The sequence below is a fragment of the Pseudomonas sp. USHLN015 genome (genome assembly GCF_037153275.1).
In the GTDB taxonomy this organism is placed as follows: Bacteria; Pseudomonadota; Gammaproteobacteria; order Pseudomonadales; family Pseudomonadaceae; genus Metapseudomonas; species Metapseudomonas tohonis.
Window position 1 is genome coordinate 85,083 of the sequence record NZ_JBBCKP010000009.1, and the last position, 11,790, is coordinate 96,872.

General features: G+C 68.5%; 11 protein-coding genes. 6 read left to right on the top strand and 5 right to left on the bottom strand.

From position 1 onward, the window contains the following. The 3 genes from WFQ67_RS18970 to WFQ67_RS18980 all read left to right on the top strand — a co-directional run bounded on the left by WFQ67_RS18970 (position 1) and on the right by WFQ67_RS18980 (position 3,066). Entirely contained in the window at positions 1-924 is a 924-nt protein-coding gene (locus WFQ67_RS18970; RefSeq protein WP_213630060.1) for an alpha/beta hydrolase, read from the top strand. Positions 925-1,059: 135 nt separating this feature from the next. Then, positions 1,060-2,124, top strand: coding sequence for a PAAR-like domain-containing protein (locus tag WFQ67_RS18975; protein WP_337057881.1), 1,065 nt, complete (start codon positions 1,060-1,062; stop codon positions 2,122-2,124). 15 nt (positions 2,125-2,139) lie between these two features. Continuing rightward, positions 2,140-3,066, top strand: coding sequence for a hypothetical protein (locus WFQ67_RS18980; protein ID WP_337057882.1), 927 nt, complete (start codon positions 2,140-2,142; stop codon positions 3,064-3,066). A gap of 54 nt (positions 3,067-3,120) precedes the next feature. On the opposite strand, the gene WFQ67_RS18985 is transcribed toward WFQ67_RS18980, so the two are convergent. Both WFQ67_RS18985 and WFQ67_RS18990 read right to left on the bottom strand, forming a co-directional pair. Continuing rightward, on the bottom strand, positions 3,121-3,345 hold the full coding sequence (locus tag WFQ67_RS18985; RefSeq protein ID WP_111263213.1) for a DUF2188 domain-containing protein: 225 nt from the start codon (positions 3,343-3,345) through the stop codon (positions 3,121-3,123). 10 nt (positions 3,346-3,355) lie between these two features. Next, on the bottom strand, positions 3,356-3,700 hold the full coding sequence (locus WFQ67_RS18990) for a hypothetical protein (RefSeq protein ID WP_337057883.1): 345 nt from the start codon (positions 3,698-3,700) through the stop codon (positions 3,356-3,358). 394 nt (positions 3,701-4,094) lie between these two features. Between WFQ67_RS18990 and WFQ67_RS18995 the strand changes: the two genes are divergently transcribed. Continuing rightward, the gene (locus WFQ67_RS18995) at positions 4,095-6,131 is read left to right on the top strand and encodes a TonB-dependent receptor (RefSeq protein ID WP_337057884.1); all 2,037 of its coding nucleotides are present in this window, start codon (positions 4,095-4,097) and stop codon (positions 6,129-6,131) included. Positions 6,132-6,180: 49 nt separating this feature from the next. Here the strand turns inward: WFQ67_RS18995 and WFQ67_RS19000 are convergent, their stop codons facing one another. Beyond that, the gene (locus tag WFQ67_RS19000; protein WP_173175705.1) at positions 6,181-7,107 is read right to left on the bottom strand and encodes a LysR family transcriptional regulator; all 927 of its coding nucleotides are present in this window, start codon (positions 7,105-7,107) and stop codon (positions 6,181-6,183) included. Between the two features lie 143 nt (positions 7,108-7,250). Between WFQ67_RS19000 and WFQ67_RS19005 the strand changes: the two genes are divergently transcribed. Further along, on the top strand, positions 7,251-7,643 hold the full coding sequence (locus WFQ67_RS19005) for a RidA family protein (RefSeq protein WP_173175703.1): 393 nt from the start codon (positions 7,251-7,253) through the stop codon (positions 7,641-7,643). Positions 7,644-7,655: 12 nt separating this feature from the next. On the opposite strand, the gene WFQ67_RS19010 is transcribed toward WFQ67_RS19005, so the two are convergent. Next, positions 7,656-8,642: a DMT family transporter gene (locus WFQ67_RS19010; RefSeq protein ID WP_337057885.1), complete on the bottom strand. Its 987-nt coding sequence runs from the start codon at positions 8,640-8,642 to the stop codon at positions 7,656-7,658. Positions 8,643-8,744: 102 nt separating this feature from the next. Here WFQ67_RS19010 and WFQ67_RS19015 point away from each other — a divergent pair, with 102 nt between their 5' ends. Next, entirely contained in the window at positions 8,745-9,629 is an 885-nt protein-coding gene (locus tag WFQ67_RS19015) for a LysR family transcriptional regulator (RefSeq protein ID WP_173175699.1), read from the top strand. Positions 9,630-9,653: 24 nt separating this feature from the next. Here WFQ67_RS19015 and WFQ67_RS19020 read toward each other — a convergent pair whose 3' ends face one another. Then, the gene (locus WFQ67_RS19020) at positions 9,654-11,549 is read right to left on the bottom strand and encodes a diguanylate cyclase (RefSeq protein WP_337057886.1); all 1,896 of its coding nucleotides are present in this window, start codon (positions 11,547-11,549) and stop codon (positions 9,654-9,656) included. Between the last annotated feature and the right edge of the window lie 241 nt (positions 11,550-11,790).

The following is an 11,790-nucleotide window of genomic DNA, read 5'->3' on the forward strand; positions in this document are numbered from 1 at the left end:
ATGAGACTGCCCCGCTTCACCGCCGCCCTGGCCCTCGCCCTGGCTGCGGCATTCCCCGGCGTCGCGCCCCAGGCGCGACCCGACCCCAACGCCCTGATGGACACGCGCCTGCTGCAGCGCCAGGACCTGCCCTACGCCTTCAGCAGCCTGAAACTCGATTCCGCCGACGGCCAGCGCCACTACCAGCTGTGGATCGCCAGACCCAGGAGCCCGGCCCCGGCCAGCGGCTACCCGGTGGTGTGGATGCTCGACGGCAACGCCGCCCTCGGCGTGCTCGACGAATCCCTGCTGAACGACCTGGCCAAGGGCGACGCACCGCTGCTGGTCGCCATCGGCTACCAGACCCCGCAACGCATCGAGCGCAATGCCCGCACCCTGGACTACACGCCCCGACAGCCCGGCAAACCCGGCCAGCGCGACCCGCTCACCGGCCAGCCCAGCGGCGGTGCCGATGCCTTCCTCGATCTGCTGCAGCAGAAAATGCGCCCGGCGGTGGCGGCGCAAGCGCCCTTCGACGCCAGCCGGCAGACGCTCTGGGGCCACTCCTACGGCGGCCTGCTGGTGCTCCATGCGCTGTTCACCCGGCCGCAGCAGTTCAGCCAGTTCGCCGCCGCCAGCCCGTCGCTCTGGTGGGCCGATGGCGTCATCCTCGCCGAACGCCCGGGGCTGGAGCAGCGCATCGCCGGCCACCCGGCGCGCCTGCTGCTGATGCGCGGCAGCGAGGAGCCGGCCAACCCGCGCGGCACCGCCGAGCCCTACCCGGAACGTGCCGCCACCAAGCTGGTCGAGGACCTCGCCCAGGTCCCCGGCCTCGACGCCCGCTTCCAGTCATTCGCAGGCCTTGGCCACGGCGAGGCGCTGGGCGCATCCCTGCGCCACCTGCTGCGCGAGCGCTTCACCGCGACGACCGAAGCCCTGGAATGACAGGCCTCGTCACGAGCGGCCCAGGGCACCGCGGCCTCTGCACTCGGCAACCGCCGAGCGGCTCTAGCGAGCGGCCGGCCGGCTGCTAGATTGAATCCGACCCGACAGGGATGCAGAGGGCTCTCGGGAGGAGAGATGGCCAACCAGGTTTTCGCGAACGGACTTGAGATTTCCTGCAAGGCGGCCGTGGGCAAGTCCGTGGCCTGCTTTCCCGATGTGTGCTTCACCCCTCCGCAAACCCCCGCGACGCCCCCGGGCGTGCCCATTCCCTACCCCAACACCGGCATGGCGAGCGACACATCCAACGGCTCGCGCACCGTGAAGATCTCCGGCCAGGAAGTGATGCTCAAGGACAAGAGCTACTTCAAGACCAGCTACGGCGACGAGGCCGGCTGCGCGCCGAAGAAAGGCGTCATCACCTCGAAGATCAAGGGAAAGGTGTATTTCACCGCCTGGTCGATGGACGTGAAGTTCGAAGGCCAGAACGTGGACCGCATGTCCGACCTGACGACCCACAACCACGGTTCGCAAGGCAACACCGTGCCCTGGCCCTACCTGGACGAGGTCGCGCTGGCCCTGGACGACCACCCCTGTGCGAAGTCCGGCGATGCCAAGAAGGTCAACGACAATTGCAAGAAACCCATCGCCAGCGACTGTTCCGATGACTGCTGCAAGGCCCGCCGCTGTGTGCTCGTGCCTTTCAGCCCGAACAGCTGCGTGGGCTGTGGAGACAAGACACCGCACCACCCCATTCCCGTCGCCGAGCTGTCCGAACAGCGCAAGGCCGGCGAGGCCCGCGGGCAACCGCGCTACCCCAAGTACTCCGAAGGCGCCGCCCCCTGCGTCTGCGTGGAAGGCAAGGACCATGACTCGCGCAACCCGGTCTCCACCGAGCTGGACGAGCATGGCCGGGTGGGCGCCAAATTTGCCCAGTTGCGCAACGACCGGATTCCCAAGAAGTCCAAACTGGGCGACCCATACGACTTCAGCATCGCCCTGGACTGCGGAGCGCAAGCCGTCTCGTCCGCCATGGGCTGCGACGAGGCCTGCGTACGCAAACAGCTGGAGGCAGGCCACACGAAGCTGGAGGTGAAACCCACCGACAAGGCGTTCAAGAGCAAGCAGAAAGCCAATGTTCCGCTGTTCAAGAAGCCGAAGATCGCCGCCTCTCCCCTGGCGACGCCGGCGCCCCCCAAATAGGACATGGATCGATCGATGACCCGCCAACCCGACTATTTCTTCCTCGACGGCGTGCCCCTGGGTTCGGGCGATGTGGCGCTCGCCGCGCAGTACAACGCCTACCCGGATGTGGACGCCTCACGCGTCCTGCTGAAGCTGCAAGGCCAGTGGACCTACATAGATTTCGACGAAGACCTGATCCGCTCCCTGGCCTTCGACCCGGCCAGCGGCACCTTGTACATGCTTGGCAAAAGCGGCGTGATGTACAGCCTGGGCGGCAAGGGGCCCGGCTTCTCTCCGGCAGCGATAGCCGGAACCTTCAGCCAGGAGGAGGTCGTCGACCCCGAGGAGCGCGGCGAGCTCTTCAGGGTTCGCGCGCTGAATGGCCGCGTGCTGGTGTGTGGCCTGGGCGGCCAGTTGCTCGAACTGAGGAACGGCAACTGGCTGGACCTGAGCTTCACGGGACCGATCGCCGAGTCGCCGGACTTCGAAGACATCGGCCTGGATGCCCAGGGCCTGCCCATCGCCGTCGGCTGGGCGGGCGCGGTCTACCGGAGGACGCCCCGGGACTGGGAGCGCATCGACTGCCCCACCAACGCGATCCTCTCCACCCTCGTCGCCGACGGCCCCGGGCGGCACCTGCTGTGCGGGAACAACGGGGTCGTGCTGGAGATGGACCACAACGACAGCATCTGGGACCTCTCGGTGGACGCCCCGTTGGGCAATCTCTGGTCGGTGACCCGCCACGCAGACCTGATCTACGCGTGCGAGCCCGGACGCCTGCTGGTGCGTGTCCGCGACAAATGGCAGCCCGAGATCGTCAGCCAGACCATCGCCTCGCCCACCTTCCATCGCCTCATATCCACCGGCACGGAGTTGTGGTCGTTCGGCGCCGACCATGTCTTCGTGAAACGGGCGGACGGCACCTGGGAGCAGTTTCCGGTCCTGGGCAACGAGCTGTAGCCGCACCCGGGCTCGAACCCGGGGCTCACCTGGCAGGCACCATCACGCCGGCCTTCACAGGTACCGCAGCGGATCACCGCTGAGCAGCGGGTAGATCCGCTCCTCTTCCAGCGAGCCGTCCTCGCCATGGATCTTCACCGACGATTGCAGGTGTCCGACCTGTGCCGCGGCCATGCAGATGACGTCCGCCTTGCTGGCCGAGCTGAACAGGTTCTCCAGGCTGCCGAACCGGCGGCACGCCCACTCCTGATGGTCCTTGACGATGAGAAAGTGCTCCATGGCGATGCCCTCAGCAGGTCGCGCGCCCGAGGCGCGGTTCGCCTGCCGGGGCGCTGGACGCCCAGGCAGCGATGAAGGGGGGAACGACAGCGGTGGTCGGCAGACCCCGGGCGAGCCAGCGGGCGCCCTGCCCCGGCTGGCGGCTGTCGGCACCGGCACGCACGTCCTCCACCAACTGGTCGATCAGGCTGCCGACCTGGGCCCGCGACAACACGGCATCGCAATCGATGACCCGGTGAAAGTCCGGCTGGGCCGCGCCGACGATGGTCAGCGACAGGCGACCGTCCGGACGGGTGGTGAGGGTCACTTCCCGGTCGGGAAAGGCTTCGATGATCTCTCTGACACAGACATTCATGGGCATCCTCCTGCTCGTAGGGCTTGTGGTGGAGCGAGAAGCACGCAACATGCCAGCTCCGCAAAACCGGATGAATCCTTACAGAACAAGGGGTTGAACCCCATCGCCGAGACCGGGCGAATTGCAAACTGCAAGATCGCCCACGCGCCACGCGGCATTTTGCACTGGCCAGCCAGCCGCCGATGAAGCTCCGCCGGCGCAGCGGGCGCATCCAGCCCGGGCGGCGCAGAGGGCCAGGTCGTGCAGCCGGCTTGTGCGAGAGCGCGTCGCGCACAAGCGCACCGGTTGATTACCCCCCAGCCCGTTGGGAGCGCTCTACGACGGGCACGCAAACTGCTGGCGCCGAAACTGTTATGTTGTAACATTGCAATTCCAACCTACAGGAAAGGCTCCGATGTCCGCTCGATTCCTCCGCCTCCACACGCCCATCGCCACCGCATTGCTGATGGCGCAGCACGCCTTCGCCGCGCAGCCCATCGTCCTCGACCAGCAGGTGATCACCGCCAATCCGCTGAAAAGCGAAACCCTCGCCTCGCCCACCAGCGTGGTGGAAGGCGACGAGCTGAGCCTGCGCAGCGCGGCGCAGCTGGGGGAAACCCTCAACGGCCTGCCCGGCGTCTCCTCCACCTACTTCGGCCCGGCCGCCAGTCGCCCGGTGATCCGTGGCTTCGATGGCGACCGCATCCGCATCCTGCGCAATGGCGTCGGCGCGCTGGATGCTTCCTCGCTCTCCTACGACCACGCCGTGCCCTATGACGCGGCCAATGCCGAGCGCATCGAGGTGGTGCGCGGCCCGGCGGCACTGCTGTATGGCGGCAATGCGGTGGGCGGCGTGGTCAACACCTTCGACAACCGCATCCCCACCGAGCCGGTGGACGGCCTGCACGGCGGTGGCGAACTGCGCTACGGCGGCGCCGACACCACTCGAAGCGCCGCCGGCAAGCTGGAAGCCGGCGACGGCAACTTCGCCCTGCACCTGGACGCCAGCTCGCGGCAGTTCAACGACACGCGCATCCCCGGCCATGCCCGCTCCCGCGACCAGCGCGCCGTGGACGGCAACGACGCCAGGCACCGGGTGAACAACAGCGACGGCCGCCAGGACGGCGGCGCCGTGGGGGGTGCCTACCATTGGGATCACGGCTACGTCGGCCTCTCATACGACGAGTACGACAGCAACTACGGCTCGCCCGCCGAAGACGACGTACGCATCGACATGGAGCAGCGCCACTCCGCCCTGGCCTCGGAAATCCGCGACCTGGAGGGCCCCTTCAGCTCGCTGAAGCTGGACGTCGGCCACACCACCTACGAGCACCGCGAGATCGAGGACGGCGAGGTCGGCACCACCTTCAAGAACGAAGGCTACGAGGCCCGCCTCGAAGCCCGCCACGCGCCCATCGGCCCGCTGCAGGGCGTGGTCGGCGTGCAGGTGGCCAACAGCCGCTTCCAGGCCCTGGGCGAGGAAGCCTTCGTACCGGAGACCGACACCGACAGCGGCGCCCTCTTCGCCCTGGAAAGCTGGCAGGCCACCGAGCGCCTCGAACTCAGCCTCGGCGGCCGCCTCGAACACACCCGCCTGCGCCCGGACGCCGGCGGCAACGAGCGCTTCGAAGGCGCCGATGACAGCCACAGCTTCACCGCCGGCAGCCTGTCCTTCGGCTCCATCTACCGCCTCACCGACATCTGGTCCCTGGCCGGCACCCTCAGCTACACCGAGCGCGCGCCGACCTTCTACGAGCTCTACGCCAACGGCCCCCACGCCGCCACCGGCACCTACGAGGTGGGTGACGCGGATGCCGAGAAGGAGAAATCCTGGTCCACCGACCTGGCCCTGCGCTTCGACGACGGCACCCACAAGGGCAGCGTCGGCGTGTTCTACAGCCGCTTCTCCAACTACATCGGCCTGCTGGGCAGCGGCCGCTACCTGGACGAAGACGGCCAGGAAGTCGCCCCGAGCGATGCCGATGCGCTGCCGGAATACCTCTACAGCGGCGTGAAGGCCGACTTCTGGGGCGTCGAGGCGCAGGACCACTGGCGCCTGGCGCAGACCGCCTACGGCGACTTCGCCCTGCAGAGCTCCGCCGACTACACCCGGGCGAAGAACAAGGAGACCGGCGAGCCGCTGCCGCGCATCTCGCCCCTGCGCCTGAACAGCGCCCTGCTGTGGAACTACCAGAGCTGGCAGGCCAGCGTCGGCGTCGAGCACGCCAGCGCCCAGCGCCGGGTCCCCGCCGAGGAGCGCGGCACCGACGGCTACACCACCCTCAACGCCACCCTCGGCTACCGCTTCGACCTGGCGCAAAGCGAGTGGCTGGTGTTCCTCAAGGGCGACAACCTCAACGACCAGACCGTGCGCTACGCCAGCTCGATCCTGCGGGACGAGGTGCCGGCGGCCGGTCGCAGCGTCGAGGCCGGGGTCCGGGTCGCGTTCTGAGCCAAGGGCGACGGCGCCATTGCGGCCCCGTCGTCATCCCTTCACTGCGTCACGCGCCCGGGTGGGTCATCACCGGCGCGTGGCGCGCCATCAGCTCGGCGACCCAGTCGATGAACACCCGCAGCTTGGCGCTGATGTGCCGGTTCGGCGGGAACGCCAGGTAGATCGGCATCGGGTCCAGCGTCCAGTCCTCCATCAGCGGCACCAGCGCACCGCTCGCCCGACTGGGCCGGGCCATGTACTCCGGCAGCCAGAGCACGCCCAGCCCGGCGAGGCCAGCGGCGAGGTAGGCGTTGCCGTCGTCCACCGCCAGCACGTAGCGCCCGTTCACGCGGATCTCCTCGTCCCCCTTGCGCATGGCGTAGGGCACCGGCTTGCCGGTGCGTGCCCAGAGGAAGCCGACGATGCGGTGGGGTGAATCCTCCAGCTCGCGCGGGTGGGTCGGCGTACCCAGGCGCTGCAGGTACTCCGGCGCCGCGTAGACGCCCAGGCGCAGGTCACCGACCCGCCGCGCCACCAGCGACTGGTCGCTCAGCTCGCCGCCGCGTACCACGCAATCGACGTTCTCGCCGATCACATCGACGATGCGGTCGCTGACGCCCATGTCGATCTGGATGTCCGGGTGGCGTGCATGGAACTCGGGCAGCGCCGGCACCAGGATCATGCTCGCCAGCGGGCTCGGCACATCCACCCGCAGGCGGCCGCGGGGCGAGGCGGAGGCGCTGGAGAGGCTGGTCTCGGCGTCGTCCAGGTCGGCCAGCAGGCGCACCACCCGCTCGTAGTAGGCGGCGCCGTCGGCGGTGAGGGCGACGCGTCGCGTGGTGCGGTTGAGCAGCTTCACGCGCAGGCGCGCTTCCAGCTGCTGCACCAGTTGGGTGACGCTGGTCTTGCTCATATGCAGGGTGTCGGCGGCACGGGTGAAGCTGCCCGCCTCCACCACCCGGGCGAAGGCCTGCATCGCATCGAAACGGTCCATGGACGCTCCAGATTTCCAGCGGATTGTTTGGGATTTGCAAACAGTGATGGACAAGCTTGCGCGTTTATCGCCCCTGCGCAAGGGCCTAGAGTCGCCTCCATCGTTGATCCCGGGTCGCATCGACCCACCACCGGAGTACCCCCATGACCCAACGCGACGTCGTTTTTCCGCCCGGCCGCCAGGCGCTCTACGAGCGTAACCGCTACTCGCCGGCGATCCGCTCCAATGGCTTCCTGTTCGTCTCCGGGCAGGTGGGCAGCCACCCCGACGGCTCGCCGGAACCGGACCTCAAGGCCCAGGTGCGCCAGGCCTTCACCAACCTCAATGCGATTCTCGGCGAGGCCGGCTGCAGCTTCGACGACGTGGTCGACGTCACCGTGTTCATGGTCGACCCGCAGGCGAAATTCGAAGCCATCTGGCAGGTGGTGCCGGAGTTCTGGGGCGCGGCTCCCCACCCGACGCTGACCGCCGTCGGCGTCACCTGGCTCTACGGCTTCGACTTCGAGATCAAGGTGATCGCCCGGTTGCCGAGCTGATCGGAGGCGGCCTCAGGCCTGCCCGGCCCCCCTGGGGCTCTGGGCGGCCGACGGCGCCGCGTCCTCGGTCGCGACGGCCTTGGGCGCCGCCGGCTTGAGCCGCGACACCCCGAATAGCACCAGGGCCAGCCCGGCCAGCTGGTAGGCCGAGATGGCCTCGTCCAGCAGCGCCCAGGACGCCAGGATGGTCAGTACCGGGCCCAGGTTGCCGACGGCTGCGGTGTTCGTCGTGCCCATGCGCTGGATCGCCAGCGCCATCCAGTAGACCGGCAGCACGGTGGAGAGCAGCGCCATCAGCGCCGCATACCCCCACACCGCGACCGGCAGCATGCCCAGTTGGCCGATATCGGCCGTGGCGCCGTAGTGCGCCAGCACCATCAGCGCCGACGCGCTGCCGGCGAGCCCGGCCAGGCGCATGGAGCCCAGGCGCTTCACCATCACCCCGGTGCCCAGGTAGTAGAGCGCATAGGTCACGGCGCTGGCGAAGACCCAGGCCGCGCCGACCATCACCTGCGCGCCCATGTCGGTGCTGCCGATGTCGTGCATCAGCGCCACCCCCAGCCCCAGGTAGCACAGCCCCATGGCCAGCAGGGTGCGGCGGCTCGGCCGCTCGCGGAAGGCCAGCGCCTGGAAGATCAGCACCAGGGTCGGGTAGGTGAACAGGATCAGCCGCTCCAGCCCGGCGCTGATAGACTCCAGCCCATAGAAGTCGAAGAGGCTGGAGAGGTAGTAGCCGAACATCCCCAGCAGCACCACGCGCGCCCAGTCCTGCATCGACAGCGCCACGCTCCCCGGGCTACGGCTCAGCCACAGCAACCAGGCGAACAGCGGCAGCGCCAGCCCCATGCGCATCGCCAGGACGGTGAGCGCGTCGACTGGAGCGGCTGCATAGGCGAGCTTGACGAAGATCGCCTTGAGGCTGAAACCGGCGGCCGAAAGCACCGCGAACAGGCTGCCGTTGCGGGCGCCACGTTGGTAGAGGGAGAGCAAGGCGTTCATCAGGCATCCGGTCCAGGGGTTGGCGATCGTTATTCTGAAGCGAAGGCAGCAGCGCTAGAATCGCTTTTTCCTGAACAGACCCTTCTCCAAAGGAGAACACCCTTGCACTTCGACCTCACCGACCTGCGCCTGCTTACCGCCATTGCCGCCACCGGCAGCCTGAGCAAGGCCGCCGCCACCTTCCCGGTCGCGGTCTCGGCGGCGAGCACGCGGCTGCGCCAGTTCGAGGAGCGCTGCGCTCTGGCCCTGTTCGTGCGCAAGGCCGACGGCATGGTGCCGACTCCGGCGGGACGCCTGGTATTGGAGTCCTGCCACGGCGTGCTGCACGAGGCGCAGAAACTCAGGGACACCCTGCAGGAGCTGGCCGGGCAGCGCCGCATCACCCTGCGCCTGGCGGCGAGCACCGTGGCCAACAGCACCTTCCTCCCCGCCACGCTCGGGCCCTTCCTCGCCGACTACCCGGAAGTGGACCTGCAGCTCACCGAGCTGAACAGCCGCGACGTGCTGCGCGGCGTGCAGGCGGGCGAGTTCGATCTCGGCGTCTACGACGGCAACCTGCCCACCGGCGGGCTGGTCTCGATGCCCTTTCGCGATGACCGGCTGGTGCTGCTGGTGCCCCGGGACCACCCCCTGGCCGAACGCCGCCAGGCGCACATGCGCGAGGCACTGGGCTTTCCCTTCGTCTGCCTGCCGCCGGAGCGCGCCATGCAGCGCTTCATCGAGGAGATGGCGGTGAACTACGCCTTGCCGTTGAAGGTACGGGTGCGCGCGCCGAGCTTCGACGCCATCGCCCAGCTGGTGGCCCAGCACGCCGGCATCGCCATGCTTCCGGAGGCTGCGGCCACGCGCCTGGCGCAGGAGATGCCGGTGGCCATCGTCGGCCTGGAGAACACCTGGGCCACGCGGGAGCTGCGGCTGTGCATCAAGGGGTGGGATGCGCTGTCCTCCCATGCGCGGCAGTTGCTGACCCACCTGTCCGCACCCTGACAGCGGACTCGTGCAGCAGGCGACCTACAGGAAGCGCCAGACACGGTTGCGCCCGGCTTTCTTCGCCTCGTACAGCGCCTCGTCGGCACGTCGCAGCAGGGTCTCCGGCACGTCGTCCTGCCCGGGTGTCATGGCGGCGACGCCGATGCTCACGGTGACGCGGCCGAAGGTCGAGAGCTCATGCGGCAGGTCCAGCGTCTCGATGGCCTGCACCAGCCGCTGGGCGATGCCCTGGGCTCCGCTCGCATCGGTCAGCGGCACCAGGAAGACGAACTCCTCGCCGCCGTAGCGGGCCACCAGGTCGCTGGAGCGGCCGACGGTGCTCGCCAGCACCTGGGCGATGCGCTGCAGGCAGGCGTCACCGGCCGGGTGGCCGTAGTGGTCGTTGTAGCGCTTGAACCAGTCGACATCGAGGATCGCCAGCGCCAGCGGCTCGCCCGTGCGCTGGGCTCGCTGCCATTCCTGCTGCAGCACCTCGTCGAAGTGGCGGCGGTTGGCGATGCCGGTCAGCGCGTCGGTCAGGCTCAGGGTTTCCAGCCGGCTGTTGAGCTCCTGCAACTCGTCGGTGCGCTGGGCCACGCGCAGCTCCAGCTCGTGCTCGGAGGCCTGCAGCGTCTCCACCAGCTTGCGCTGGGCCTGCAACAGCGCTTCCTGCGCCCGCATCTTCTCGCGACGCATGACGGCGAAGCGGTCGGCCAGGGCGAAGGCCAGCACGATCATCTCCATCGCCGAGCCCAGCTGGATGCCATCCACCGTGAACATAGTGGTGGGCACCACGCCCATGGCGCGCAGCGTGGTCATGGCGCCACCGAGCATCAGCAGCGCGAAGGCCGCGAGGAAGAACCAGGCGCTGCGCTGGCGCCTGACCGCCCCCGCCAGCGCCACGCCCAGCACCACCACTGCGGTGGCCAGGTTGAAGTAGACCGCCAGGCGCGAGAACAGCGGCAGCGCGAAGGCATAGAGCAGTGGCGTGACCAGGTACAGGGCGACCATCGCCAGCAGCAGGCGGTCGACCCTCGGCATCACCTGGTCGGTGCGCAGCATGCGCCGGGTGAACAGCAGCATCGCGCCGAGGGCCAGGGAGACGCCGGAGTAATAGGCCACGTTGGAATTCAGCGGCAGGCCGGCGATGGACCAATCCGGCGCCAGGCCGTTCTTGATCGCCAGGGTGAAGGCGGTGGAGGCCACGAAGGCCACGTACAGCAGGTAGACAGGGTCGCGCAGGGCGACGAACAGCATCAGGTTGAACAGCACCATCGCGGTGGCGATGCCGAAGTACCAGACCTTGCTCACATAGTCGTCGCGCTCGTAGGCGTGGAACGCCTCCACCGGCCACAGCTGCAGCGGCACCAGCAGCCCCACGCTCGACTCCACGCGCAGGTACAGCACCTGCTCCGAATGGGCGCCCAGGTGCAGGGGGAAGACGAAATTGCGGTTGGGGTAGGCCTTGCTCGAGGGCGCGACGTCGCAGCCGGTGGCGGTCACGTGGTAGATGCCCTGCGCATCCGGGATATGCGCCTCGACATGGGAGATGCGCGGGTTCTCCACCACCAGCATGCGCCGTAGCGGGGTGTCGCCCGGGTTGCGCAACACCAGGCGCAGCCAGAAGGCGGAGCGGGTGAAACCCAGCGCCAGGGCGTTGCCGGGCGGCAGGTCGCCCTGGAAGCGCGCCGCACCTCCGGGCGCCTGCACGTCCGCCAGGGTCAGGGAACGGTCCGGGTCCTCCAGCAGCGAAACGAAGGGCATCAGCGACAGCGCCGCCTGGTCCACGGCGGCGGCATCGACCACCCGCCCACCCGCCCCGGCCTGGAACGGCAACAGGAGCAGAGCCAGCAGGAGCGCGAAAAACGGCTGTCGACGTCGATGGGTGGCGTGCATGCGGCGGGGTACCAGCAGGGCCCAGGGGAGCCAGGGAGGCATCCGGATCGAATCCGGCCGACGCGCCCTGACGGTGCCGAAGTCTACAAGACAACCCCGGGGCGCCGACAGATACGCAAGGGTGCGGAGCCTGCGCCGCCCGCACCATTGGCGGTTGCGCCGGCATGCCGGCACTTAATCCTCAATCGAATTAGCAGCAAGCCATTTATTCCATGAAGGGATATCAATAGCGCTGAACGATATTGGTATATACCAGAGCCCCTCCCTTTAAATCCGCCCCCAT